Source organism: Serratia sp. GW822-FHT06E05, from assembly GCF_058799445.1.
On record NZ_JBXALM010000009.1, the window covers coordinates 134,793 to 160,790 of the forward strand.

Below are 25,998 nucleotides of genomic sequence, written 5' to 3' on the forward strand. Positions count from 1 at the left end.
AACAACTGAAAACCTGCCAACGTTAGCACATTTGTGACAACGCAAATACGAATGAAAGACTATTTATTAAACAATTTATACCAACCCCATTCCTACCACGCCCGTGACGATCCCACACAGCGCAACCAACAGCGCTGTCAGGCACAGCGCCTTGGCAGAGAAGGCCTTGTTCAGCATCAGCAACGAAGGCAGGCTGACCGCCGGCAGGGTCATCAACAACGCCAGCGCCGGGCCGGTGCCCATGCCCGCCAGCATTAGAGTCTGCACAATCGGGATTTCCGCCGCCGTCGGGATCACGAACAGGCAACCGGCGATCGCCAGGCCAATAATCCACAACACGCTATTATCTATCGCCCCATCGGCATGCGGGAACAGCCAAACGCGCGCGGCCCCTAGCGCCAATACCGCCAGAATGTAGACAGGTATGGTGGACCAAAACAGCGACCACAGCGCCTTGAGCCAGCGGCCGAAAAACGGCTTTTCGTTAGCTTTATCCAGCGGCAGCAGCGGCGTTTGCAAAGCCGCCGGCTGCGGATCCCTGGCAGTGGCACGCTGCACCAGCCAGGCGATGCCCAGCACCATGATCACCCCAGCCACCAGCCGGATTGCGGCAAACTGCCAACCGAGCACAAAGCCCATAAAAATCAGCGTGGCAGGATTCAGCACCGGGTTACTCAGCCAGAACGCCATCGCTGCCCCGCTGGACACCGACTGACGCCGTAATCCGGCAGCTACCGGCGCGGCGCAACAAGTACACATCATGCCCGGCAGTGCGATCACCGCGCCCAGCAAGGTACCGGAAAAACGCGGATGACCGAGCGTGCGCATCAACCAATCGCGTGGGATCAGCACCTGTACCAATGAGCCCAACACCACACCGAGCACCGCCGCCTTCCATACCGCCGTGAAATAGACCAGCGCATAGTGCCAGGCCGCCAGCCACGGGCTGCTGTCGTCGTTGACCAGTATCGATTTGCCGATGGAATGCGTGTCCGCCGCCAGAAAGGCCTTGCCGTAATAAGGCTGCCATTTGACGTAGTAGAGGCCGATGGCCACCACCAGCAGAAACAGCGCCGGTTTCCACCACGGCCAAGGGCGCGCGCGGTGTTCAGTTGCAGTCAGGGGATGTGGCATGGGCTTAGATTAACTCGGTTCAATCATCAATAGCGTCAGCTTAGCGCGCAGCGGCCCCCTGCGCATCATCTGCCTGTCCAAAATAGTTCATCTGTTCGCCACCGACGCGTAACGCGATTGTCATCTGACGCCTGCAAGATGATGCCAACTTCACCACGGGACCTACCCGTCGTCTTTCAAGCCGCAGGGTAAGCACTGTAAGACATGCCAATAAACCGCATATTTTTTATGTCGTTATGGCCACCGAGGTTTTTTATTATGATGGACTTATCTAGACATCCGACCAGTTTCCCCACCCGCTACCAGCAAATCGCCGCGCAGCTGGAACAAGAGCTGCGCACCCAATACCGCTGTGGCGACTACCTGCCTTCCGAGCAGCAATTGGCGGAACGCTATCAGGTCAATCGCCATACCCTGCGTCGTGCAGTCGATCAATTGGTGGAACGCGGCTGGCTGCAACGCCGGCACGGGATCGGCATTCTGGTGTTGATGCGCCCCTACGACTACCCGCTGCATGCCAATACCCGTTTCAGTCAGAACCTGTTCGAGCAGGGAAGTCACCCCACCAGTGAGCGCTTACTCGCTGTGCTACGCCCGTGCAATGGGCATGTTGCCAGCGCGTTGTCACGGGAAGAAGGCGAAACGGTGATCCACCTTCGCACTTTGCGCCGGGTCAACGGCGTACCGATGAGCCTGATCGACCACTATCTGCCCGATCTGGACTGGTGGCCGGCGCTACAGCAGTTCCACAGCGGTTCGCTGCACGAATTTATCGAATCAAACATCCACCAGCCGCTGACCCGCAGCCAGACACGCATCAGTGCGCGCCGGGCCCAGGCCAAAGAGAGCCGGATGCTGGAAATTGCCACCCAGGCGCCGCTGCTGTGCGTGCGCACCCTGAACGTCTGCACCGGCAGCGACAACGTGGCGGAATACTCCGTCAGCCTGGCGCGCGCCGACATGATTGAACTGACGATGGAGCACTAAATGCAAGCCTTACAGCCGAGACAACGCTGGATGTCGGTACTGGCGCACAGCCAGCCGGCCCAGTTGCGCAGCCACTGGCAGGCGCTGAATATCAACCCGCGCTACCAGAGCATCCGTGCACCGGAGATTGGCCTGGCGCAGTTGCAGGGGCGCATGGGCGCCACCGGTCGCCGCTTCGTCTTGGGCGACATGACCGTCACCCGTGCGGTGGTCCAGCTCGAAAACGGCGGCTATGGCTACAGCTATATCGCCGGGCGCGATAAGGCGCATGCCGAACTCTGCGCGCTGCTGGATGCCCTGCTGCAACTGCCGGAGCAGGCCGAATTGCTGCAACAACAGCTGATAGAGCCGCTGGCCGCGCTGCAACACGAGCAACGCCAGCTGCGTGCAAGGGCCGTCGCCTCCAGCCGGGTGGACTTCTTTACGCTGGTGCGAGGGGATTAATCATGAGCCTACTGACAGGTTTTACCCAGCCGATCGACCAATCTCAGCAGACTTTCCGCTTAATTCTTAAGGCGTTAAGCGAGCCTGGGCATGTGGTCACGCTGCAAGGCAGCCCAACCTGGGACAGGCTGAATGCCGCCAGTACCGCTGCCTTGCTGACCCTGGCGGATCAGGAAACTCCGATCCAGCTGAGTCCTGAGCTAAAAAGTGAGCAAGCGCTAACAAACATTCGCTTCCACAGTGGCGCACCGCTGGCCGAGCGCGCCGAAGAGGTGTGTTTCGCCCTGTTCGATAGCCAACTGCAGGCGACCGATTTACAGGCATTGCCGCACGGCAGCGAAATTTCCCCCGAGTTCAGCGCTACGGTGATTGTGCAGTTAGCTAGCCTGGAACAAGGCACCGCCCTGCGCCTGACCGGGCCAGGCATCGAACATCAACGAATTATTTCACCGCAGCTGCCGCCGGCGCTGCTGGATTACCTGCTTAACCGCCCGCAGCGCTTCCCGCTGGGGCTGGATTTCCTGCTGACCTGCGGCGAATGCCTGTTGGCGTTACCGCGAACCACCCACGTGGAGGTGTGCTGATGTACGTTGCCGTTAAAGGGGGCGAAAAAGCCATTGAGGCCGCCCATCAGTTACAAGAACAGCTGCGGCGCGGCGATGACAGCGTGGCGGAACTGAGCGCACTGCAGATTGAGCAGCAGCTGGGCCTGGCCGTGGACAGGGTCATGACCGAGGGCGGTATTTACGATCCCGAGCTGGCGGCGCTGGCCATCAAGCAGGCAAGCGGCGATCTGGTCGAGGCCATTTTCCTGCTGCGCGCCTACCGTACCACTCTGCCGCGCCTGGCGATCGGCGAACCGCTGGCGACAGAAAATATGCGACTGGAGCGCCGCATCTCGGCAGTTTACAAGGACTTGCCCGGCGGACAGGTGCTGGGGCCAACCTACGATTACACTCACCGGCTGTTGGATTTCGCGTTGCTGGCGGAAGGAGAGGCCCCCCGCGCACCACAGGCGGACGAACCCTTGCCGGAAAACTGTGCCCACGTGTTTGATCTGCTCAGTCAGCAACAGCTGGCATTGGCGGAACAGGACGACGGCAGCATACCGGACGATATCACCCGTAATCCTCCGGTTTACCCCTGCTCACGCTCAGCGCGTCTGCAGCAATTGGTGCGCGGTGACGAAGGCTTTTTACTGGCGCTGAGCTACTCCACCCAACGTGGCTACGGCCGTACCCACCCGTTCGCCGGCGAGATCCGCACCGGCTATGTTTCAGCGGAGATCACGCCAGAAGAGCTGGGTTTCACCATTGATATCGGCGAAATCCTGCTAACCGAATGCGAGATGGTTAACGGTTTTATCGATCCGCTTGACCAGCCGCCGCATTTCACCCGCGGCTATGGTCTGGTGTTTGGCCGGGCCGAACGCAAGGCGATGGCAATGGCGCTGGTAGACCGTGCACTGCAAAGCCCCGAGTACGACGAAGGCATCGCCAGCCCGGCGCAGGACGAAGAGTTCGTGCTGGCCCATGCCGATAACGTCGAAGCCGCCGGCTTTGTTTCCCACCTTAAACTGCCGCACTACGTCGATTTCCAGGCAGAGCTGGAACTGCTTAAGCGTCTGCGCCAGGAATTTAGCGAGCGTCAGGAGGCCCGCAATGAGTGAAGTATTAACCGGCTACAACCTGGGCTACCTGGACGAGCAAACCAAGCGCATGATCCGTCGCGCCATTTTGAAGGCAATCGCCATCCCCGGTTATCAGGTGCCGTTCGGCGGCCGTGAAATGCCGATGCCCTACGGCTGGGGCACCGGCGGCATTCAGTTGACCGCCAGCGTGATTGGCCGTGCCGACGTGCTGAAGGTGATTGATCAGGGCGCCGACGACACCACCAACGCCGTGTCGATTCGCCGCTTTTTCCAGCGCGTCGCCGGGGTCGCCACCACCGAACGCACGCCCGAGGCTACGCTGATCCAGACCCGTCACCGCATTCCGGAAACTGCGCTGCGCGAAGACCAGATCCTGATTTATCAGGTGCCGATCCCTGAGCCGCTGCGCTTTATCGAACCGCGAGAAACCGAGACCCGCAAAATGCATGCGCTGGAAGAGTATGGCGTGATGCAGGTGAAGCTGTACGAAGACATCGCGCGCTACGGCCACATCGCCACCACCTACGCCTATCCGGTGAAGGTCAATGACCGCTACGTGATGGATCCGTCGCCGATCCCCAAATTCGATAACCCGAAAATGCACATGATGCCGGCGCTGCAGCTGTTTGGGGCCGGACGAGAGAAACGTATCTATGCCCTGCCACCCTTTACCAAAGTGGAGAGCCTGGACTTCGACGATCATCCGTTCAGCGTACAGCAGTGGGACGAGCCCTGCGCGCTATGCGGCTCGCGCCACAGTTATCTGGACGAGGTAGTGCTCGACGACCAGGGCAACCGCATGTTCGTCTGCTCCGATACCGATTACTGCCAGCAGCAACTGGCGCAACCTTCGCAAGAGGCGCAGCACTGATGACTTCCACCCCTCTGAGCACCACGCCGCTGCTGTCGGTGGCTAACCTGACCCACCTGTACGCACCGGGCAAAGGCTTTAGCGATGTGTCTTTCGATATCTACCCCGGTGAAGTGCTGGGCATCGTCGGCGAATCCGGCTCCGGCAAAACCACCCTGCTGAAGTCGATCTCTGCGCGGCTGCCGCCGCAGCAAGGGCAGATCCTCTACCGTCCGCAGGCCGGGCAACAGCATGATTTATATGCGATGGCGGAAAGCGATCGCCGCCGCCTGCTGCGCACCGACTGGGGCGTGGTGCATCAGCACCCGCTCGACGGGCTGCGGCCCAAGGTTTCCGCCGGCGGCAACATCGGCGAACGGCTGATGGCCATCGGCCAGCGCCACTATGGCGACATCCGCCGTCAGGCCGGGCAGTGGCTGGAAGACGTTGAGATCCCGCTGTCGCGCCTTGACGATCTACCGACCACCTTTTCCGGCGGCATGCAGCAACGCTTGCAGATCGCCCGCAATCTGGTGACCCACCCGAAGCTGGTGTTTATGGACGAACCCACCGGTGGTCTGGACGTTTCGGTGCAGGCGCGGCTGCTCGATCTGCTGCGCACTTTGGTGGTGGAAATGCAGTTGGCGGCGGTGATCGTCACCCACGATCTCGGCGTGGCGCGCCTGCTGGCGCACCGCTTGCTGGTGATGAAACAGGGCGAGGTGGTGGAAAGCGGCCTGACCGACCGGGTGCTGGACGATCCACACCATCCTTATACCCAACTGCTGGTTTCTTCGGTGCTGTCGTAACTCAAGGTAATAACAGATGACTATTCAAATCCGGGTTGAACACCTCAGCAAAACCTTTGTGCTCCACCAGCAGCACGGCACGCGGCTGCCGGTGTTGCACGACGCCAACATGACGGTCAGCAGCGGCGAGTGTGTGGTGCTGCACGGCCATTCCGGCAGCGGAAAATCAACCCTGCTGCGCTCGCTGTATGCCAACTATCTGCCCGACAGCGGCCATATCTGGGTCAACCATCAGGGGGAATGGCTGGACATGGTGCAGGCCGAAGCGCGCCAAATCCTGGCGGTTCGCCGTCATACCCTTGGCTGGGTCAGCCAGTTCCTGCGAGTGATCCCTCGTATCAGCGCACTGGACGTCGTGATGCAGCCGTTACTGGAACAGGGTGCCGATCGCACCGAATGCCGTGAGCGCGCCGAAACCTTGCTTAACCAGCTCAATGTGCCGCAGCGTCTGTGGCAGTTGGCGCCTTCGACCTTCTCCGGCGGCGAGCAACAGCGGGTGAACATTGCGCGCGGCTTTATTGTCGATTATCCGATTTTGCTGCTGGACGAACCCACGGCGTCACTCGACAGCCGCAACAGCGCGGCAGTGGTCGCCTTGATCGAACAGGCCAAACGGCGCGGCGCGGCTATCGTCGGCATTTTTCATGATGAGGGCGTCCGTCAGCAGGTCGCCGACCGGTTATATGACATGCAGGCGCCACAGGCGCTGGAGATCCTCTGATGATCATCAATAACGTGAAGCTGGTGCTGGAAGATCAGGTTGTCGAAGGATCGCTGGAGATCAGCGACGGCACGATCCGCAGTTTTGCCGATACGCCGAGTCAGTTACCCCAGGCACTGAACGGTGAAGGCGGCTGGTTGCTGCCTGGCCTGATTGAATTACACACCGACAACCTGGACAAGTTTTTCACCCCGCGCCCTAACGTCGACTGGCCGGCCCATTCGGCCATGAGCAGCCATGATGCATTGATGGTGGCCAATGGCATCACCACCGTGCTGGACGCAGTGGCCATTGGCGACGTACGCGACGGCGGTCACCGGCTGGAGAACCTGCAAAAAATGATCGACGCGGTGATCCACAGCCAGCGTGCGGGGGTGAATCGCGCCGAACACCGGTTGCACCTGCGCTGCGAACTGCCGCACGACAGTACCCTGCCGTTGTTCGAACAGCTGATGGACAAGCCGGGCGTGTCTCTGGTGTCGTTGATGGACCATTCGCCGGGTCAGCGCCAGTTCGCTTCGCGAGAAAAATACCGCGAATACTATCAGGGCAAATACAACCTCAATGACCAGAAGATGAGCGACTTTGAGGAGCAGCAAATCGGGCTTTCCGCTCGCTGGGCCACGCCAAACCGCGAAGCGATCGCCGCTCACTGCCGGGCACGCAAGATCTCTCTTGCCAGTCACGACGATGCGACCGCCGAACACGTAGCCGAGTCCTGTGCGCTGGGCAGCGCCATTGCCGAATTCCCCACCACCGAAGCCGCGGCCCTGGCCTCGCATCAGCAAGGATTACAGGTGCTGATGGGGGCACCGAATATCGTGCGCGGCGGTTCCCACTCCGGCAACGTGGCAGCGCACCATCTGGCGGCGTTGGGGGTGTTGGATATTCTGTCTTCCGATTATTACCCGGCCAGCCTGCTGGATGCGGCATTTCGTATCGCGGCCGACGAGCGCAACGGCTACGGCTTGCCGCAGGCGGTGCAGATGATCACCCGCAACCCGGCGAAAGCGCTGGACTTGCAGGATCGCGGGACCATCGCCGAAGGATTACGGGCAGATTTGGTGCTGGCGCGGCCGCACGGCGAGCATATCTACGTGCAGAACGTGTGGCGCCAGGGCAAGCAGGTGTTCTGATGGCACAGCTTATCTATCTGATGGGGCCTTCCGGGGCCGGGAAAGACAGCCTGCTGGCCGCCCTGCGCGCCCATGCCGACAGTGCGCCGCTGGTGGCGCACCGTTATATCACCCGGCCGGCAGACGCCGGCTGCGAGAACCATATTGCGCTCAGTGAACCCGAATTTTTGCGCCGCCGCGCCAAAGGCCTGTTCGCCCTCGACTGGCACGCGCACCAGCATCATTACGCTTTTGGGATCGAAGTGGATCTTTGGTTGCTGCAGGGGATCGATGTGGTGGTCAATGGCTCGCGCGCTCACTTATTGCAGGCGCAGCAGCGTTATGGCGCACAGCTGCTGCCGGTTTGCCTGCAGGTCAGTACGCATATTCTCCGCCAGCGGCTGCAAAACCGCGGACGCGAAAATGCCGAGCAGATCGAACAACGATTGGCGCGTGCGGCAGAGTACCAGGAAAAACTCCCTGCCGGTTGCCGACGGTTGGATAACGACGGCAACCTTGATGACACGCTGGCGGTGCTGTTGGCGCTGCTGCCCTCTTTGGCAAAACAACCACAGGATACCGTGCCATGAACGATGCTGCGCAGCCGAGAATCGGTAACAACGTGACGCTTAACCGCAGTCGCTTAGGCCAATATGTACATCTGGCCGACGATGCGATTCTGGAAGAGGTGGAGATGGGTGACTACTCCTATACCGCCGGACACAACCAGATTTTTTACGCCACCATCGGCAAATTCGTGTCGATTGCCTCTTATGCGCGTATCAATCCTGGCAATCACCCCAGTTACCAGCGTATCGCCCAACACCATTTCACCTACCGCGCTTCAGAGTATGACCTGGGAGAAGACGACGAAGCGTTCTTCGACTGGCGGCGCGAACAGCATGTGACTATCGGCCACGACGTCTGGATCGGTCATAACGCCATCGTCATGCCCGGCGTCAGCATCGGCAACGGTGCCGTTATCGGCAGCGCGGCGGTCGTCACCAAAGATGTCGCCCCCTATGAGATTGTCGCCGGCGTAGCGGCCAAAAAGATCGGCATGCGTTTCGACGACGCCCTGATCGAACGCATTGAGCGCAGCCAGTGGTGGCACTGGGACCACCAGACGCTGCAACAGCGGTTGGCGGATTTCCGTGATATCCATGCCTTCGCGGAGAAGTATTTATAATCGGGAGTGACGACATGCAACTGACGTTTCTCGGCACCGGTGGCGCGCAACAGATCCCGGTGTTTGGCTGTGATTGTCTGGTCTGTCAGCGGGCGAGGCGCGAGCCGGCGTTTCGGCGACGACCGTGCAGCGCCATGCTCAAATTTCAGGGGGAAACGACCTTGCTGGATGCAGGATTACCGTCGTTGGAACGGCGTTTTTCGGCGGGGGAAATTCAACGTTTTTTACTGACACATTACCACATGGATCACGTACAGGGGTTATTTCCTTTGCGTTGGGGGTGCGGAAATTTTATTCCCGTCTATGGTCCGGCAGACGAGCAGGGCTGCGATGACCTGTTCAAACACCCTGGTATTCTGGCGTTTCAACCGCCGTTAACCCCCTTCGAACCCCTTGAACTGGGCGGGCTGCGCATCACACCGTTACCGCTGCAGCATTCAAAAATCACACTGGGCTATCTGATCCAGGCCGCAGGGGCATCGCTCGCCTACCTGACCGATACCGTCGGCCTGCCGCCCGATACCGACGCTTTTCTACGCGGAGTGCCGTTGGATTTGCTGGTGCTCGATTGCAGCCTGCCCCCTCAGCCGCAGGCACCGCGTAACCACAACGATTTGACCCGTGCGCAGGAAATTCAGCAACGCTTGCAACCAGGCCGTACCCTATTGACGCACATCAGCCATCATCTCGATTTGTGGCTGACAGACAATGAACTGCCGCCTGGCCTGGAGCTGGCGTTCGATAATCTCAGCGTGCACTGCGGTAACAATGCAGCCGATCGGATTCCAGCACCCTAACGCCGTTGCCAGGGCTGAACGCCTGTTCCAGCAGGGTTTGCGCCACGTCTTCGGCACTCACCGCTCGCCATTTGCCGGGCAGCAATTTAAACAGCGGCGCGGTGAGGCGCTCCAGCAAACGCGGCGAGGGCCGTGACCCCAGTAGCATGGATGGCCGCACCAGCGTCAGGCGCGGCCAATTCTGTTCACGCAGCGCCTGCTCCATTTCCCCTTTGGTGCGGTTATAGAGGAACGTAGAGCGCCTGTTCGCGCCTAGCGCACTGACGGCCAGACAATGCTGCGCCCCTAACCGACGGCCAGTCAGCGCACTTTCCACCACCAGGGTGTAATCGACATAATGGAAATTAGCGTCGCTACCGGCTTCGCGGCGGGTCGTCCCCAGGCAGCAAAACACCATATCGACCGGCTGTTCACATTCAGTCAGCAGCGCGAACAAATCATCCCCTACCGGGTTCTCTAATTTTTCGTTCGGCGGCAATGGTTTGCGCGTTGGCGCCACGATCGCCGTAACTTGCGGATCACGCTGCAGCAGATGTAACAGTGCATTACCCACCAACCCAGTTGCCCCGACAATGAATACCCGTGCCATATGCCCTCCCGCTGATTGATGATGCTGAAAAGTATAGTTTGCGGTATTCAGACCCGCGCCCAGTGAAGCTTTTTACCGAAACCGAGGGTATTGTCAGTCATCTTCACCTCCTGCAGATCCAACTGCCAGACCGGCGCCTTCATCATCTTGGCTATCGGGAAACGCTTGCAGTAACGTGCCCGTGCCAACGCCTCCTGCTCACCGTTCAGCATCGTCGCTTGCGCCCGATACTGAATGCCGCGGATCAAGGCGATGGTCTTCGGTTTCGGCGCTATGGTGCCCACCACGCTGGCGTTTTGCAGCATCAGCTCACCGTGACGGGTGTGGGTTTCGGTCATCAACCACAGCGCCATCCGCTCGGTGTCAAACACGTAGAAACAATTGGCGCACCACATATCCATGCCGTTCCCCGCGCACAGCGTCAGTACGTGCTGCTTGCTGAGAAACTGTGCGATAGGTTGATGCTCATCGGTCATAGTCACTGTGAATTCTCCCCGTTAGCTTGTTTCATCTTAACCCGTGTTGTTGAGGCGGGTCACAAATAACAACAATGTCGGCAAAAATTAAAAGAGAATAAACACCCAGATAAAGTGAATTTATATACAAAATATCATTATATGGACTTATAACATAATAAAAACAAACCCACTTCAATTGCGCATTATACGCCCCTCTTAAACCCAATTTTTTTTGCTATTTCTCCCACACAGGAAAAATCAGGTAGCAGAAAGGGCTATTTATTATCAATCTATTTACATGCATAATCACTCTTTAGAGGTATTCTTATGCAACTCAATGCATAACCAGTGAATAGTTATTTACTTGAAGGTGCATATGCGTGATGTATGTCACATATTTTGCTCAAGCCTGCGTTAAAATAGCGCCATCTTTTCACTCACAAAGGTGGATTAGAAATGGAAAACAACAACAGAAAAATGGCGCATATCAGGCGCACAACCCATATTATGATGATGGCTCATCGTAGTTGCTTTAGCTTCGCTTTCTTTAACTTCAGATAACCTCCCTCCTCGTTCGTCCTTATTCCGAACGCAAGACATCATTACGACTTATTTTTCACTCTGTTCAACAGAGATAAACTGCTGTTGCTTACGCAGCGGAAAACATCGTAATTCAGCTTCATGGGATAAGAACGTCATCACAAAATAATAGAGTGAACTCAGGAATGCCTTCCGGCATGCCAGGTTCTCGTACACCTTTATTTTAATAAGGTATTAACGGCAGATTTAATTATTTGCCGATGGAATACCTTTGTCTGAAGAATGAGAAAATGAAAAAGTTAAAAATTGCCGCTAATGAAAAAACACTGGGCTGCTTTGAAACAGAACGTGAAATTGTCGATGTGCATCAGAGCGATTTCAATGATGTCGCCGCCATTGTGCTGTCCGTTGAGGACGTTACGAAGGGCATGGTGACGCATCTCGAAGAGATCGGGTTGAACATCCCGCTGTTTGTGGCGGTTTGCTGCGAAGAAGAGTTGGACAATGCCGTATTACCGGCGCTGCACGGGGTATTTGAACTCTGCGGGAAAAACACCCAGTTCTACGGCAAGCAGTTGGAGGCCGCGGCGGTAAAATATGAAAAAGATCTGCTGCCACCGTTCTTCAACACGCTGACGCAGTATGTCGAAATGGGTAACGCCACCTTTGCCTGTCCGGGCCATCAGGGCGGTGAATTCTTCCGTAAACATCCGGCCGGACGTCAGTTCTTTGATTTCTATGGCGAGACGCTGTTCCGTTCCGATATGTGCAACGCGGACGTCAAACTGGGCGATTTATTGATCCACGAGGGGGCACCCTGTGCCGCGCAGCAACACGCAGCCAAGGTCTTTAACGCCGATAAGACCTATTTCGTGCTGAATGGGACCTCGGCATCAAACAAAGTTGCGACCAACGCCCTGTTAACACGCGGCGATTTAGTGTTGTTCGACCGTAATAACCATAAATCCAATCACCATGGCGCTCTGATTCAAGCTGGTGCAACGCCGGTGTATCTGGAGACCGCCCGCAACCCATTTGGCTTTATCGGCGGTATTGATGCGCACTGCTTCGATGAACGTTATTTACGTCAGCAAATCCGCGAAGTGGCGCCGGAACGTGCCAATGAAGCCCGACCTTTCCGTCTGGCAATCATCCAGTTAGGCACCTACGACGGCACCATTTACAACGCTCGCCAGGTGGTCGACAAGATTGGGCACCTGTGCGATTACATCCTGTTTGACTCCGCCTGGGTGGGCTACGAACAGTTCATCCCAATGATGAAAGATTGCTCGCCTTTACTGCTTGAACTGAATGAAAACGACCCGGGGATCATTGTGACCCAGTCCGTTCACAAACAGCAGGCCGGCTTCTCGCAAACCTCACAAATCCATAAAAAAGACAAACATATCAAAGGCCAAAGTCGCTATTGCAACCATAAACGCTTTAATAACGCTTTTATGCTGCATGCTTCCACCAGCCCGTTCTATCCGCTGTTTGCCGCTCTGGACGTCAATGCCAAAATGCATGAAGGGAAAAGCGGTCAGCGCCTGTGGAAGGAGTGCGTTCGCGCAGGGATTGAAGCCCGTAAAATGCTGCTGGAGACCTGCCAGTTAATCAAACCTTTTGTTCCAGATCAGATCGACGGCAAGCCCTGGCAGTCTTATGACACCGAGACAATGGCCAACGATTTGCGCTTCTTCAACTTTGTGCCAGGCGAGAAGTGGCATGCCTTTGAAGGCTATGCGGAATCGCAGTATTTTGTCGACCCGTGCAAGCTGTTGCTCACCACGCCGGGCATAGACACGACGAGCGGTAACTACAGTGACTTCGGCATTCCGGCGACCATTTTGGCCAACTATCTGCGCGAAAACGGCATAGTACCGGAAAAATGCGATCTCAACTCGATCCTGTTCCTGCTCACGCCGGCCGAAGACATCGCCAAAATGCAGCATCTGGTGGCGCTGATTGCCCGCTTTGAAAAACACATCGAGCAGGATTCATTACTCAGTGAAGTCCTGCCCGCGGTATATAAAAGCAATGAGCAACGCTACAAGAATTATACCCTGCGTCAACTTTGCCAAGAAATGCACGATCTCTATGTCAGTTACGACGTTAAAGAACTGCAAAAAGAGATGTTCCGCAAAAATTATTTCCCTCGTGTCGCCATGAACCCGCAAGATGCCAATACAGAATTTGTCCGCGGCAATATCGAATTGATTTCATTGGCCAAGGCTGAGGGCCGTATTGCGGCAGAGGGTGCACTACCTTACCCTCCGGGTGTTTTATGTGTCGTCCCTGGAGAAATATGGGGTGGCGCTGCACAGCGTTATTTCCTGGCATTGGAGGAAGGCATTAATTTACTTCCTGGTTTCGCACCGGAATTGCAGGGTGTTTATATCCAACAAGATGAAGATGGCTGGAATCGCGCTTACGGCTACGTCATGAGTAATTAATGACCTCACAAGGCGGTGAATATTATTCACCGCCCAGATCGCATCCGAAAAGAGAGAATGATCATGAGTAAGTCTAATAATAAAATGGGGGTCGTGCAGTTAACGATCCTGACGGCCGTCAACATGATGGGGTCCGGCATAATTATGCTGCCGACCAAATTGGCCGAGGTAGGCACAATTTCTATTGTTTCCTGGTTGGTCACTGCGGTTGGTTCAATGGCGCTGGCCTATGCCTTCGCCAAATGCGGGATGTTCAGCCGTAAATCCGGCGGTATGGGGGGGTATGCTGAATATGCTTTCGGCAAATCGGGCAACTTTATGGCGAACTATACCTACGGCGTTTCGTTACTGATCGCCAATATCGCCATCGCCATTTCCGCCGTGGGCTACGGTACCGAGCTGTTTGGCGCCAACCTGAGCCCGTTAGGGATCTGTATCGCCACCATTGGTGTGCTGTGGTTAGCCACGGTCGCCAACTTCGGCGGCGCTCGCATTACCGGCAGGATCAGCGGCATCACCGTTTGGGGCGTCATCATCCCGGTGGTCGGGATTTCGATCATCGGCTGGCACTGGTTCAGCGGCAGCGCTTACGTCGCCGCGTGGAACCCGCATCAGGTGCCAACTTTTGAAGCCATTGGCGCTTCGATTTCCATGACCCTATGGGCTTTCCTGGGCCTCGAATCCGCCTGTGCCAATACCGATGTGGTGGAGAACCCAGAACGTAATGTGCCGATCGCCGTATTGGGCGGCACGCTTAGCGCCGCAGTGATCTATATCGTTTCGACCAACGTGATCGCCGGTATAGTACCGAATATGGACCTGGCCAATTCCACCGCGCCGTTTGGGCTGGCGTTTTCCCATATGTTCAACCCAACGGTCGGCAAGATCATCATGGCACTGATGATCATGTCCTGCGTCGGGTCGCTGCTGGGGTGGCAGTTCACCATCGCTCAGGTATTCAAATCTTCCGCCGACAGCGGTTTCTTCCCGAAAATCTTCTCGAAACTCAGCAAGGCGGACGCCCCGGTCAAAGGCATGCTGACCATCGTCGTTATCCAGAGCGTACTGTCGCTGATGACCATCAGCCCCTCGTTGAACAAGCAGTTCAACGTGCTGGTTAACCTGGCCGTGGTGACCAATATTATCCCTTACATCTTGTCGATGGCGGCGCTGATCATTATTCAGAAGGTGGCGAAAGTGCCGGAGAAAAAAGCGCGGATCGCCAACATCATTGCCGGCATTGGCGCGCTTTACAGCTTCTATGCGCTCTACAGTTCCGGTGAAGAGGCCATGATGTGGGGTGCCATCGCCACTTTCCTCGGCTGGACGCTGTACGGCATCGTTTCACCTCGCTTTGAAATGGCGGGCAAAAAAGGCTAACCGTAATCATCCGCAGGCGGACAGGGTGGGATTACGACGGCGAACATGCCATCATATTCCCACCCTGGCCACCGAAGTTGCTGCTTATTCATGACCGATACCCTCTCCCCCTGGTACCTTTACATGCTGCGTCTGCCTAACGGCATGCTGTATACCGGCATTACTACCGACGTCGAACGACGTCTGGCGCAGCATCAGGCTGGCAAAGGTGCAAAGGCACTGCGGGGCAAAGGCGAGCTGGTGTTGGCGTTTCACTGCCTGGCGGGGGATCGTTCTAAAGCGCTAAGGCTGGAATACCGGGTGAAGCAACTGAGCAAAACGCAAAAAGAGAGGCTGGTGAATCACCCGCCTCTTACTTTGGATCATTTACTGCCGGACGCTGAGATTAAAACCGGTTAAACGGCTCGGAAAACTCCACCGCCCCGCGCGCATCATCCAGAGCATTTTCCGCCAGCGGATACACCTGGAAGGCGGCTTCGCTGCCCGGCCAACGGCACTGCAGCCCGTAGGCGGCAGCCGGTTTAAAGCCAAAGCGACCGTAATAAGCGGGATCGCCCAGCACCACGACTGCGGCATAGCTGAACTCATTGAGCGAATCCAATCCTTCGTAGATCAGTTTTTCACCCAGCCCTTGGCGACGCAGGCTTTCGTCCACCGCCAGCGGTGCCAGACCGACCCATTGGCGATCCTCCCCGGCCACGTCCACCGGACTGAACGCCGCATAACCTACCACGCCGCCTTCGTCGTCGGTGGCGACAATGCCCAGCGTCAGCAGGCCATCTTCGCGCAGTTGCTGCACCAGATCGGCCTCGTCGTCACGCCCAAAGGCACGACGCAACAGCGCGTCGATCCCTGCGGCATCTACTGGAATTTCTACGCGGATTAGCATGATACCGGCACACGGGAAGTTTGCACCGTGCCCTCCTGCAGCCCTGCTTCAACAAATTCAGCCAGTTGCAGCAGGCCCAGGCGCAATGGCGCAGGCATGGCTTCCAACTCGATGGCGTCCATCAGATTTTTTACATACAGGCCCAATTCGGTGTCCCCTTCAATCTGCAGCCGACGCTGAAAGAACAGCGTATCGGGATCTTGCTTACGCGCTGCGATAAGAATCAGATCGTTGGCGTCGCCGCTGAAGCTGACATCAGCCTCGGCGTGTTGGCTGACAACCAGCTTGCCGTTTTCTACCGTCATAAACCAGTGTAGCGCCAGATCGCGGACTTCGATCTTTAACCAGCGCGATTCGAGAAATTCCAAATCGCCATCCGCCAACGCCTGGCGGAACTGCCAGCCCAGCACCTGTTCCAGAAGCTGGCGCTGCAAAGCAAACGGCGTGAATTTTAGCGGTACTCGCAGCAGCGACGGCCCCTGGCGCACAATGCGCGCTCGTAATTGTTCCAACACTGTCGTTCACTCCTTTCAACACAGATGCACTATTTTGCCACAGTGGCGCACGGCAGAAGCGCTCTATATCAACAAATAGTGCATTTCGCCGCCAGCTTTATCAATACGCCAGAAGCTGCCTCAAATCAAAGCCTGTTCAGCGCGCTTTCACTAAAATTGCCTCCCGATTAGCGTTTGCCGGTTAAAAACGGTCACCGGTAAACATTGTGACAGCCCGCATCCGCCATGGGTGCATGCTGAGTCAGGATAAATCTATGGAGCTGCTTTGTCCCGCCGGTAACCTGCCGGCCCTGAAGGCTGCGGTGGATAACGGCGCTGACGCCGTGTACATCGGCCTGAAAGATGATACCAACGCGCGCCACTTTGCCGGCCTCAACTTTACCGAGAAAAAGCTGCAGGAAGCGGTCGAGTACGTCCATCGCCACCACCGCAAGCTGCACATCGCCATCAACACCTTCGCCCACCCGGACGGCTATGCCCGCTGGCAGCGGGCGGTAGACATGGCGGCGCAGTTGGGTGCCGACGTGCTGATCCTCGCCGATTTGGCGATGCTGGAATACGCCGCCGAACGTTACCCGCAGTTGGAGCGCCACGTGTCGGTGCAGGCTTCTGCCACTAACGAAGAGGCAATTCGCTTCTACCAACGCCATTTCGACGTCGGTCGGGTGGTGCTGCCGCGCGTGCTGTCGATGCACCAGGTTAAACAGTTGGCGCGTACCAGCCCTGTGCCGCTTGAGGTCTTCGCCTTCGGCAGCCTGTGCATCATGGCCGAGGGGCGTTGCTACCTCTCCTCTTACCTGACCGGCGAATCCCCCAATACCGTCGGTGCCTGTTCGCCGGCGCGCTACGTGCGCTGGCAGCAAACGGCTCAGGGTATGGAGTCACGCCTGAACGGCGTGCTGATCGACCGCTACCGGGACGATGAAAATGCCGGTTACCCGACGCTGTGCAAGGGCCGCTATCTGGTGGATGACGTGCGCTACCACGCGCTGGAAGAGCCCACCAGCCTCAATACGCTGGAACTGCTGCCGGAACTGCTGGCTGCCAATATCGCTTCGGTGAAGATTGAAGGCCGCCAGCGCAGCCCGGCCTATGTTAGCCAGGTTGCCCGCGTGTGGCGTCAGGCCATCGATCGCTGCCAGGCCGATCCGGCCGCTTATCAGGCCGAGGCCGGCTGGATGGAGGCGCTCGGCTCGATGTCCGAAGGCACCCAAACCACCCTCGGTGCCTATCACCGCAAATGGCAGTAGCAGGAGGACGCATGAAATACGCATTAGGCCCAGTGCTGTACTACTGGCCAAAAACCGAGGTCGAGAGTTTTTATCAGCAGGCGGTAAACAGCAGCGCGGAGATTATTTATCTCGGTGAAAGCGTCTGCACCAAACGGCGTGAAATGAAGGTGGGAGACTGGCTGGCGCTGGCGCAAGAGATAGCCCGCAGCGGCAAGCAGGTGGTGATCTCTACCCTGGCCCTATTACAGGCGCCGTCCGAGCTGAACGAACTGAAGCGTTATGTGGAAAACGGCGAATTCCTGATCGAAGCCAACGATCTGGGCACGGTGAACATGGCCGCGGAACGTGGCCTGCCGTTCGTCGCCGGTCACGCGCTAAATTGCTACAACGCTTATACCCTGCGCCTGCTGCACCGCCAGGGCATGACCCGCTGGTGTATGCCGGTCGAGCTGTCACGCGACTGGCTGGCCAAACTGTTGGCGCAGTGCGAGGAACTGGGCTTCCGCCAGCAGTTTGAAGTGGAAGTGCTGAGCTACGGCCACCTGCCGCTGGCCTATTCGGCACGCTGCTTCACCGCACGGTCTGAAGACCGTGCCAAGGACGAATGCGAAACCTGCTGCATCAAATACCCGCAGGGCCGCATGATGCGTTCCCAAGAACAGCAACAGGTGTTCGTGCTCAACGGTATTCAGACCATGAGCGGCTACTGTTATAACCTGGGTAACGAATTGAGCGGTATGCAGGGATTGGTAGACATCGTGCGCCTGTCGCCGCAGAGCACGGAGACGTTGGCTCTGGTCGAACGTTTCCGTGCCAACGAGCAGGGTGCGCAGCCGTTAACGCTCACCGATCAAGCCGACTGCAACGGCTACTGGCGCCGGGTCGCGGGGCTGGAATTGGTGTCTTAATTCGTTGAGAAAATACAAAACTGCCGGGTAGGCGTAGCGCCACCCGGCAAGTCAGCCAACAGCGACAACTACTCTTTGAAGAACCAGTATCCCTGATTGATCAGTTCGGTCAGCTCAGCCACAAAGGCCGGATTTTGCAACGCATCACCCAGCTCCGGCTGGCCCAGCTCGGTATAACGACACAGCGCATCGGCCGCACGATCGTCCACGGTGTTCAGACGCTCGCTGTTGACGAAGAAGCTGTCGCCGACCTGCAGCACACGCAGGCCGCTCAGGCGAGTCAGGGTTTCACCGCCCATCAGCGCATTCAGTACCTCTTCCGCTTCATAAGGGGGTTCCGCCATAGCGATATCCAGCTCATGACGTGGCGTAGTGGCAAAACGGCCAAACCACTGCTTAAAGTCTTCCGGTTGGCCGATCATTTCGAACATCATTGAGCGCAGGCGCTCAAGCTCATATTCTTCAACCCGGCCCGGATGTTCACGCAGGGTTAAATCAGGATCGCTGTAATGCGCACCACCCAGATCTTTTTCCAGCGCGTAATCAGCAAAGCTGCTGATCAAGTCGCGGCCGTTTGGCCCACGGAAGCCCACTGAATAGTTGAACGCCGTTTCGTGGGTAAAGCCGTCATGTGGGAAGCCTGGCGGGATATACAGAATGTCGCCCGGTTCCAATTCTTCATCAATGATCGGCTCGAACGGATCAACGTGCAGCAGCGCCGGGTGCGGGCAGAACTGACGCATCGGCAAGGCGTCGCCTACGCGCCAGCGACGGCGGCCCATCCCCTGAATGATGAACACATCGTAGTTGTCGATATGCGGACCCACACCGCCTCCCGGCACCGAGAAGGAGATCATCAGATCATCCAGGCGCCAGTCCGGCAAGGCGCGAAACGGGCGCACCAGCTCGGCTGAGGGCGCATGCCAGTGGTTAACCGCCTGCGCCAGCAGTGACCAACCCGTTTCACCGAGGTCATCGAAATGTTCAAACGGACCGTTGCTGGCCTGCCATTTTCCCTCTGCGTTGCTCACCAGACGGCTGTCAACCTCCTGCTCCATCGCCAGCCCCGCCAGTTCGTCTGGCGTGATAGGATCGACAAAATTCGGGAAGGCATTTTTCAAAACAACAGGTTTTTTCTGCCAATACTTCTCTAAAAACTCGGGCCAGTTCAGGTTCAGTTGGTAAGCCATACAATCACACCAGTAAGAAAATTCACGGACGTGATTATGCGAGACAGCGCGTCTGTCCACCTTGTTAAGGGTCAAGGAAATGGTGGGGCTCCCTTGCTGGAACGTTAATTAACCTGCCGTTTGCGGAACATACTGCGCAGCGCGACGCTGTTGCGTACGAAACCTACGCCGAAGCCCAACAGGGTGTAAACAATCCCCAGCACCAACAGCATCGCCACGTCCCCCCACACTTCGTTCAGCGACAACCCCATCTGGTTAACCCCCGCAACGGCCTTGGTTGCCCAGGTGGAGGGAATGCTGTAGGAAATCGCCCGCACCCAGCCAGGCATCGCCTGCAGCGGCCAGATGGTGCCCGAAAGATAAAATATCGGCGTCGTAATAAACGCCAGCGTCAGGTAGATCATTTCGACGCTGCGCAGGCACTCGGTCACCAGCTTGCCCAACCCCAGCACCGCCAGTAAGAACGGGAAGGTCAGCAGCAGAATTTCCGCAATGCCCGCCGTTTGCCGATAGCCCAGCACCCATGGCCACAACACAAACAGCACGATCGACAGGAACAGCCAGATCGGCAGCAACGCCGTCAGCCCCCCCAGATGCGCCGCCAGCGGCGCTTTACCCCCGGGCATGCTCTTCATGGCAATGCTGACGCGCACGCAGGCAATCAACAGCGAGTGCTGCAACAGCATCACCAGCAGGCCGGGGAAGATGATCGCCGCAAAGCTGATGCCCGGGTTGAACACATCCAACGTCTGTCCGACGATCGGCGTCAGGATCACCTGCGCCTGGCGTTCGCTGAAACCGCTGCGTAACAGCAGGCCGTTGTTGTACTGGGTCAGCAACTGCTGATAAGCCGCCACCACATCCTGCTGGATCTGCCCGTTGGCCAGGCGGTTGGTCGCATCGCCATACACCGGCACCACGATATTCTGGCCGCTCAGGATCTTCTTCTCCAGATCCACCGGCATGATGATCACCGCGAACAGCTTGCGCCAGCCAAGATCCCGCTGCGCCTGCTCAAGACTGTCGTAGGTTTCAATAGCGATTTTGGAGGTGGCGTCCAGTTGACGGATCAGCTGGCGACTGGCGGTGCTGTGGTCCTGATCGATGACGCCCACCGGCAGATCCCATACCGTGCGGTTGGCATAGACCATGCTCATGACGCACAACGACAGGATCAACATCAGCCACATCGGCCGCTCCAGCATGCCGAGCAGCACCCGGACGAAGGTTTGCCAATAAAGTTTCATCCTGCCCCCCCTTCTTTTAACAGCCGCGCCAACAGCCGGTTACGCACCAGCAGTGCGGTCACCAGCGGATAAATCGACAGCAACGCACAGACGCTGAAGATGGCGCTGGCAGGGACTTGCCGCAGGAATACGTCAAACATGGCGTACAACGCATGAGTTAACGGCTCAATATTGGAAATAATGCGCGCCGGCAGCGGCATCGACAGTTCCGGCACCGCCATGCCCGAAAAGGTCAGCGCAATACTCACCAAAATGGCGATCAGGCTGTAGGCGGTGATGGTGCTGCTGGTAAAGGTAAACAACAGCAGGCCAATGCTCTGCGCCGCCATCACGTAGAAGAAGCCAATCATCAGCATAAACAGCGGATTGCCGCTGACGCGGGCGTCAAAAATGCCCACCAGCGCGGCAATTTCAACCATCAGCAAGCTGGTGAAACATAGGGTGTACGGCGCCAACTTGCCGAGCAGCGCCAGGCTGAACGGCCGAGCCTTCAACAAGGATTTACTGCGTGCCAACACGTAAATCATGCAGGTCACTACGAACAGCTGCAGCAGGTGGATGGTGGCGGCAAACTGTTGATAATAAATATAGCTGCCGCTGGCGTTGAATAAACTGCCGTAGGAAAGCGTCACGTCCGCCAGGGGCGGCAGTGTTTTGCCCATCTCGCCGGCGATGATGCTGCGGTAGCTGGCGTTGATTTCGGTCATCAGGCCGCTGAAGTCCTGGGTGGAATACAGCCCCGCACCGTAAAACAGCGCATTGTAGTACATCACCACGCTCGGCTGTTTGCCAGCCAGCGCGTTGGCCTCAAAATCCGGCGGCACATACAGCAGCGCGTAATCCTGCGCGCTACGCAGGCGATGCAGCGATTCCTGCAGCCCACCGGGGTAAGCCTCGACGTGGGCGTGCGAACCGGCATCCAGACGGCGCGTCAGCGATTTGGATAGCGGGCTGTGATCGCTGTCCACTACCGACACAGGCAGATCGAGCAAGGTCCCTTCCGAAAAGTTACTGCTGATCAGACCAAACAGGATCAGCGGGAAGATCCAGCTCAGCCAATGCACCACCGGGCTGCGGAAGGCAAGCCGACACTCGTTGCCAAACGCATGACTGAAGCAGCGCCAGCCGGCCCTTACTCTTTCCATAGCCATAAGCTGCTCATCCCTGGGCGCAGGCCGTCTACCGGCTGTGACGGATACAGGCGCACTTCAAACGTTTTCAGATCGAAATCACCGGTAGCTCGGGTGGCACGTTTGGTGGCGTAGTCACCCAGCGGGGCGATATAACGCACTTCCGCCTCGATCATTTTGTCCTTCAGTGCCGGTACCCGCATCTGGACTTTGTCGCCCTTCCGCACGTGAGCCAAAATATCTTCACGCAGGTTAAACACGAAATAAGCGTCCGGTATGCGGATCAGCGTCAGCAATGGGCTACCCGCATTCAACAACTCGCCCACTTCTGCCGGTATTGGCCCAACTTCGCCGGTCACCGGGGCCAAAACCTGCAGGTCGTCCGTCTGGGCTTTCACCTGCAGCAAGTTTTCTTCCGCTGCTCGCAGTGCCGCAGCGTACTGTTGCCGTAATTCGACACGGTCGCCGTTAATCCCTTCGTCCAGGTTGGCTTTGGCCGCCTGCACCTGTTGGAAAGCGGTATCGCGCGCGCGGCGTGAAGCGTCCAATTCAGATTTCGAAATATAACCTTTACCGGCCACGCTCAGGTTGCGGTTGTAGTCGTTTTGCGCGTTGCGATATTGCGCTTCGGACTGCGCCAGGTTGGCGCGCAGGTTGCGGATGCTTTCTTCACGCGTGCCGTGCAGCGACTGCTCGAGCTGCGCTTTGGCCTCATCGCGCGACGCCTGCGCGGAACGCAGTTGCGCCATCAGTTCCGGGCTGTCGAGATGAATCATCACTTGCCCTGCCTGCACGTCGTCCCCACGCTCCACCAGACGTTCAATCACTCGTCCCTTAGCTTTGGAAGCCACAATCACCTCAGGCGCATCCACTTCGCCCTGCAACAACAAATCCTGATTATGCGCGCGGAACAATATCGCCATGGCGATCGCCACCACCATCAACAGTAGGGTAAACAACGTCTTTTTTTTCATTCTCTCAGCTCCCTGAGCAGTAAGCGGCAGGTGAAATCATCATGTCCATATTTCAATAAACTCCCAAAAAAACCATTTTACTCATAAGGATATCTCGAGCACATATATCCTCTTTTATAACTATAAATTGGATTATGCTTTTAACACTAAAAGCACATTATGCTTTGTAGTTTGCAGACTTCTGCAATCGCCCTTTAAGCGATCACCTTTTGATGGACGATGCCATGACTGAAAAAACTGCGGTACCGGTTTCGGTACTGGATTTATCCCCTATCCCACAAGGGGCCAAACCACGTGATGCGTTTCACGCTTCTTTAGATTTAGCACAACATGCCGAAAAATGGGGTTATCAACGCTATTGGTTGGCAGAGCATCACAACATGACCGGCATCGGCAGTGCCGCCACCTCGGTACTGCTGGGTTATCTGGCCGCGGGTACCCAAACCATTCGCCTTGGTTCCGGTGGCGTGATGCTGCCTAACCATGCGCCGCTGGTGATCGCCGAGCAGTTCGGTACGCTGGAGTCTTTGTACCCCGGGCGTATCGATTTGGGCCTCGGCCGTGCACCCGGTACCGATCAACGCACCATGATGGCACTGCGCCGCCATCTGTCCGGCGAGGTGGATAACTTCCCCCGCGACGTGCAGGAACTGCAACATTACTTCTGCGATGCACAACCGGGCCAGCCGGTACAGGCGGTACCCGGCCAAGGATTGCATGTCCCTCTCTGGCTGCTCGGTTCCAGTTTGTACAGCGCGCAGTTGGCGGCACAGCTTGGCCTGCCGTTCGCCTTCGCCTCCCACTTTGCACCGGAGATGCTGTTCCAGGCGCTGAAGTTGTATCGTGATAACTTCAAAGCTTCCGAGCAGTGCCAGCAGCCGCATGCGATGGTGTGCGTCAACGTGGTGGCCGCCGACAGCGATGCCGATGCGCGCTTCCTGTTTACGTCGATGCAGCAGCAGTTCATCAACCTGCGTCGTGGTTCGCCAGGCCCACTGCCGGCGCCGGTGGACAATATCCACGCGCTATGGACCGCCGGGGAACAGTACGGGGTTGATCAGGCACTGCGCATGTCGATCATCGGTAACGAAAATACCGTGCGTCACGGGCTGCAAACGTTGCTCAACGAAACCGGTGCGGATGAGATCATGGTTAACGGCCAGATCTTTGACCATCAGGCACGGTTGCATTCGTTTGAGATTGTCGCCGGAGTAAAAGACACGCTGGCGAAAGGGTAAGTCAACGGCGGGCCGCAGGGCAATCATTTCCCTCAACGTCCGCCATGCAAAAATGGGGCAGCACACCGCTGCCCCACGTCGGTTAACGCTGGATAAGATAGCGGATGGTTGGCCCGTCCTGCTGAATATCCAACACTTTGTAACCGTGATTCCGCGCGTCGAGTGGAATGTTGTTGATCGACTGCGGGCAGTCGCTGATCACTTCCAGGATCTCGCCCGGCTTCAACTGCGGCATCGCCTCCAGCGTGGCCACTGCCGGATACGGACAAGGTTCACCCAGCATATCCAACCGATAATTTGGCACTATCGCCGCTTGCTTCATGACACACTCCTCAAATTAACCACCTGCGCATCGGGTTTGGCGCGGAAAAAACGTTTCTCCCACCACAGCATGGCGGCAAACGCCAACGCCAGCAGCAGGTAAGTCACCAGCAGGCCGCCGATCGGCCCGAAAGTATCCAGCAGGTTGATCTTGTCGTAATCTGTGGCCAGCGCCGGGGCCAGGTCATCCCAGTAGTAAGCCAGCAGGGTCGCGCCGATGATGTTACCCAGCCCCACCCACCAATAGTGCACCTGTCCTTCCACCGCACGGTACATCCAGCCGGTTTCACAGCCGCCGGCCAGCACGATGCCGAAACCAAACAGCAGGCCGCCCAGAACCGCATTGGGGCCGGCCCACATGATTTTCGGCGCGACACCCAACTGCACATAGCTGAAAATACCGATGGCGCTCACCGCCATGCCGATAATGATCGCTTTCGCCATGTGGGTACGCCCGGTGATCCATAAATCGCGGAAGGCTGAGGTGAAGCAGATCTGCGCACGCTCAATCAGCAGGCCAAAACCGATACCGAACAGCATGGCGATACCCAGCTTCGGCGCATCGAACAGCGTCCAAAGTGACCAGGCTACCGACAGACAGAAAATCACCATGCCCAAACGGAAGCGGCGGCGCGCCTGCTCCGGCTTTTGCGTCAACGGGGCGGCGGCTTTTACCTTCTGTAATTTCACCGGGATGCGGAACATCGGCAACAGGGTAAATTTGGCGCCAAAGTAGGAGCCAGCAGCGGTCGCCAGTGCGAAGAACCAGGCGTGCAACGAGAACTGAGGAATACCGGTAAAGAACGCCGCCAGGTTGCAGCCCATCGCCAGACGGGCACCGAAGCCGGCGATAATGCCGCCCAACAGCGCCTGCACAATGCGAATGCGGTGCTGTGGCTGGCGCAGCTTGATGTTATTGGCCCACAGTGCGGCAGCGATACAGCCAGCGAACATGCCGATGATCATCCTGCCGTCGATGCGCTGCAGCGGCGTGCCCTCAAGGCCGATAACCTTGAAGTAGCCCCATTGCTCAGGGTGCAGGCCGAACCACTGCAATACATGGCCACCCCAGCGGGTAAATTCCCCGGTTACCGCCCAGAAGGTACCGGTCAAACCAAAGTAGTAGGTAGAGAGGATCCCTGCGGCAATCACCGCGGGTAAAGGTGCCCAAAAGCGCACCAGGTATTGAGACTTGAACTGCTGCCAACTCATGGCATCTCCCGTGCGTAGTATCCAT

The 25,998-nt window shown here is 57.4% G+C and carries 29 protein-coding genes; 18 read left to right on the top strand and 11 right to left on the bottom strand.

The genetic code is table 11. The features are described from left to right. Window positions 1-75: 75 nt before the first annotated feature. Entirely contained in the window at window positions 76-1,134 is a 1,059-nt protein-coding gene (locus tag AC1RKC_RS19230; protein ID WP_129983217.1) for a permease, read from the bottom strand. Window positions 1,135-1,395: 261 nt separating this feature from the next. Here AC1RKC_RS19230 and phnF point away from each other — a divergent pair, with 261 nt between their 5' ends. From phnF to phnP, 11 genes are read left to right on the top strand one after another with little or no spacing between them, the layout of a single operon-like run. Continuing rightward, on the top strand, window positions 1,396-2,121 hold the full coding sequence (phnF, locus tag AC1RKC_RS19235; RefSeq protein WP_170868571.1) for a phosphonate metabolism transcriptional regulator PhnF: 726 nt from the start codon (window positions 1,396-1,398) through the stop codon (window positions 2,119-2,121). Beyond that, window positions 2,122-2,565 carry a phosphonate C-P lyase system protein PhnG gene (gene phnG / locus AC1RKC_RS19240; RefSeq protein WP_046374634.1) on the top strand — a complete coding sequence of 148 codons (444 nt, stop codon included), beginning with the start codon at window positions 2,122-2,124 and terminating at the stop codon, window positions 2,563-2,565. A 2-nt stretch (window positions 2,566-2,567) separates the two neighbouring features. Next, on the top strand, window positions 2,568-3,149 hold the full coding sequence (phnH, locus tag AC1RKC_RS19245; protein WP_116691392.1) for a phosphonate C-P lyase system protein PhnH: 582 nt from the start codon (window positions 2,568-2,570) through the stop codon (window positions 3,147-3,149). Next, entirely contained in the window at window positions 3,149-4,234 is a 1,086-nt protein-coding gene (locus tag AC1RKC_RS19250) for a carbon-phosphorus lyase complex subunit (RefSeq protein ID WP_260629750.1), read from the top strand. Before phnH ends, AC1RKC_RS19250 begins: the two co-directional genes overlap by 1 nt. Beyond that, on the top strand, window positions 4,227-5,087 hold the full coding sequence (locus AC1RKC_RS19255) for an alpha-D-ribose 1-methylphosphonate 5-phosphate C-P-lyase PhnJ (RefSeq protein ID WP_020824979.1): 861 nt from the start codon (window positions 4,227-4,229) through the stop codon (window positions 5,085-5,087). Before AC1RKC_RS19250 ends, AC1RKC_RS19255 begins: the two co-directional genes overlap by 8 nt. Then, on the top strand, window positions 5,087-5,875 hold the full coding sequence (phnK, locus tag AC1RKC_RS19260) for a phosphonate C-P lyase system protein PhnK (RefSeq protein ID WP_261135915.1): 789 nt from the start codon (window positions 5,087-5,089) through the stop codon (window positions 5,873-5,875). Before AC1RKC_RS19255 ends, phnK begins: the two co-directional genes overlap by 1 nt. A 16-nt stretch (window positions 5,876-5,891) precedes the next feature. Then, entirely contained in the window at window positions 5,892-6,596 is a 705-nt protein-coding gene (gene phnL / locus AC1RKC_RS19265) for a phosphonate C-P lyase system protein PhnL (RefSeq protein ID WP_044553987.1), read from the top strand. After that, window positions 6,596-7,732: an alpha-D-ribose 1-methylphosphonate 5-triphosphate diphosphatase gene (phnM, locus tag AC1RKC_RS19270; RefSeq protein ID WP_493092685.1), complete on the top strand. Its 1,137-nt coding sequence runs from the start codon at window positions 6,596-6,598 to the stop codon at window positions 7,730-7,732. The genes phnL and phnM overlap by 1 nt, the downstream gene beginning before the upstream one ends. Beyond that, window positions 7,732-8,301, top strand: a complete 570-nt coding sequence (gene phnN / locus AC1RKC_RS19275; RefSeq protein WP_493092684.1) for a ribose 1,5-bisphosphokinase — start codon at window positions 7,732-7,734, stop codon at window positions 8,299-8,301. Before phnM ends, phnN begins: the two co-directional genes overlap by 1 nt. Next, a complete protein-coding gene (locus AC1RKC_RS19280; RefSeq protein ID WP_261135918.1) occupies window positions 8,298-8,900 on the top strand; it encodes a DapH/DapD/GlmU-related protein in 603 nt (200 codons plus the stop codon). Before phnN ends, AC1RKC_RS19280 begins: the two co-directional genes overlap by 4 nt. Before the next feature lie 14 nt (window positions 8,901-8,914). After that, window positions 8,915-9,697: a phosphonate metabolism protein PhnP gene (phnP, locus tag AC1RKC_RS19285; protein ID WP_041414151.1), complete on the top strand. Its 783-nt coding sequence runs from the start codon at window positions 8,915-8,917 to the stop codon at window positions 9,695-9,697. On the opposite strand, the gene AC1RKC_RS19290 is transcribed toward phnP, so the two are convergent. Then, on the bottom strand, window positions 9,648-10,286 hold the full coding sequence (locus AC1RKC_RS19290; RefSeq protein ID WP_261139497.1) for an NAD(P)H-binding protein: 639 nt from the start codon (window positions 10,284-10,286) through the stop codon (window positions 9,648-9,650). The two genes, phnP and AC1RKC_RS19290, sit on opposite strands and share 50 nt — an antisense overlap. Window positions 10,287-10,333: 47 nt before the next feature. After that, window positions 10,334-10,762 (bottom strand): YhbP family protein, encoded by a 429-nt coding sequence (locus AC1RKC_RS19295; protein WP_115060308.1) that lies wholly within the window; start codon window positions 10,760-10,762, stop codon window positions 10,334-10,336. 438 nt (window positions 10,763-11,200) lie between these two features. Here AC1RKC_RS19295 and speFL point away from each other — a divergent pair, with 438 nt between their 5' ends. The 4 genes from speFL (at window position 11,201) to AC1RKC_RS19315 (ending at window position 15,516) form a co-directional block, all read left to right on the top strand. After that, window positions 11,201-11,305: a leader peptide SpeFL gene (gene speFL, locus AC1RKC_RS19300; RefSeq protein WP_112363015.1), complete on the top strand. Its 105-nt coding sequence runs from the start codon at window positions 11,201-11,203 to the stop codon at window positions 11,303-11,305. Window positions 11,306-11,574: 269 nt separating this feature from the next. Beyond that, a complete protein-coding gene (gene speF, locus AC1RKC_RS19305; RefSeq protein WP_128865497.1) occupies window positions 11,575-13,737 on the top strand; it encodes an ornithine decarboxylase SpeF in 2,163 nt (720 codons plus the stop codon). A 63-nt stretch (window positions 13,738-13,800) separates the two neighbouring features. Then, the gene (gene potE, locus AC1RKC_RS19310; RefSeq protein ID WP_115060310.1) at window positions 13,801-15,117 is read left to right on the top strand and encodes a putrescine-ornithine antiporter; all 1,317 of its coding nucleotides are present in this window, start codon (window positions 13,801-13,803) and stop codon (window positions 15,115-15,117) included. 90 nt (window positions 15,118-15,207) lie between these two features. Continuing rightward, window positions 15,208-15,516 (top strand): GIY-YIG nuclease family protein, encoded by a 309-nt coding sequence (locus AC1RKC_RS19315; RefSeq protein ID WP_139285490.1) that lies wholly within the window; start codon window positions 15,208-15,210, stop codon window positions 15,514-15,516. Here the strand turns inward: AC1RKC_RS19315 and AC1RKC_RS19320 are convergent. Next, window positions 15,503-16,006, bottom strand: a complete 504-nt coding sequence (locus AC1RKC_RS19320; protein WP_020824967.1) for a GNAT family N-acetyltransferase — start codon at window positions 16,004-16,006, stop codon at window positions 15,503-15,505. The genes AC1RKC_RS19315 and AC1RKC_RS19320 overlap by 14 nt on opposite strands. Further along, the gene (ubiT, locus tag AC1RKC_RS19325; RefSeq protein WP_020824966.1) at window positions 16,000-16,521 is read right to left on the bottom strand and encodes a ubiquinone anaerobic biosynthesis accessory factor UbiT; all 522 of its coding nucleotides are present in this window, start codon (window positions 16,519-16,521) and stop codon (window positions 16,000-16,002) included. Before ubiT ends, AC1RKC_RS19320 begins: the two co-directional genes overlap by 7 nt. A gap of 254 nt (window positions 16,522-16,775) precedes the next feature. On the opposite strand from ubiT, the gene ubiU reads away from it, so the two are divergent. Together ubiU and AC1RKC_RS19335 are read left to right on the top strand one after the other, a co-directional pair. Then, window positions 16,776-17,771 carry a ubiquinone anaerobic biosynthesis protein UbiU gene (gene ubiU / locus AC1RKC_RS19330; protein ID WP_048762819.1) on the top strand — a complete coding sequence of 332 codons (996 nt, stop codon included), beginning with the start codon at window positions 16,776-16,778 and terminating at the stop codon, window positions 17,769-17,771. 11 nt (window positions 17,772-17,782) lie between these two features. Further along, window positions 17,783-18,661, top strand: a complete 879-nt coding sequence (locus AC1RKC_RS19335; RefSeq protein WP_020824964.1) for a U32 family peptidase — start codon at window positions 17,783-17,785, stop codon at window positions 18,659-18,661. Between the two features lie 68 nt (window positions 18,662-18,729). Here the strand turns inward: AC1RKC_RS19335 and AC1RKC_RS19340 are convergent, their stop codons facing one another. The 4 genes from AC1RKC_RS19340 to AC1RKC_RS19355 form a co-directional block, all read right to left on the bottom strand. Then, window positions 18,730-19,851, bottom strand: a complete 1,122-nt coding sequence (locus AC1RKC_RS19340) for a ribosomal protein uL16 3-hydroxylase (protein WP_115060314.1) — start codon at window positions 19,849-19,851, stop codon at window positions 18,730-18,732. Between the two features lie 104 nt (window positions 19,852-19,955). Continuing rightward, complete coding sequence (locus AC1RKC_RS19345; RefSeq protein WP_020824962.1) at window positions 19,956-21,098, bottom strand: ABC transporter permease; 1,143 nt, start codon at window positions 21,096-21,098, stop codon at window positions 19,956-19,958. Continuing rightward, window positions 21,095-22,249, bottom strand: coding sequence for an ABC transporter permease (locus tag AC1RKC_RS19350; protein WP_020824961.1), 1,155 nt, complete (start codon window positions 22,247-22,249; stop codon window positions 21,095-21,097). The genes AC1RKC_RS19345 and AC1RKC_RS19350 overlap by 4 nt, the downstream gene beginning before the upstream one ends. Beyond that, window positions 22,231-23,202: an HlyD family secretion protein gene (locus AC1RKC_RS19355; protein WP_020824960.1), complete on the bottom strand. Its 972-nt coding sequence runs from the start codon at window positions 23,200-23,202 to the stop codon at window positions 22,231-22,233. Before AC1RKC_RS19355 ends, AC1RKC_RS19350 begins: the two co-directional genes overlap by 19 nt. Window positions 23,203-23,426: 224 nt before the next feature. On the opposite strand from AC1RKC_RS19355, the gene AC1RKC_RS19360 reads away from it, so the two are divergent. Then, window positions 23,427-24,440 (top strand): luciferase-like monooxygenase, encoded by a 1,014-nt coding sequence (locus AC1RKC_RS19360; protein ID WP_170868569.1) that lies wholly within the window; start codon window positions 23,427-23,429, stop codon window positions 24,438-24,440. 82 nt (window positions 24,441-24,522) lie between these two features. Here the strand turns inward: AC1RKC_RS19360 and yedF are convergent, their stop codons facing one another. After that, window positions 24,523-24,762, bottom strand: coding sequence for a sulfurtransferase-like selenium metabolism protein YedF (gene yedF / locus AC1RKC_RS19365; RefSeq protein ID WP_046374647.1), 240 nt, complete (start codon window positions 24,760-24,762; stop codon window positions 24,523-24,525). Beyond that, on the bottom strand, window positions 24,759-25,973 hold the full coding sequence (yedE, locus tag AC1RKC_RS19370) for a selenium metabolism membrane protein YedE/FdhT (RefSeq protein ID WP_046374648.1): 1,215 nt from the start codon (window positions 25,971-25,973) through the stop codon (window positions 24,759-24,761). The genes yedF and yedE overlap by 4 nt, the downstream gene beginning before the upstream one ends. Between the last annotated feature and the right edge of the window lie 25 nt (window positions 25,974-25,998).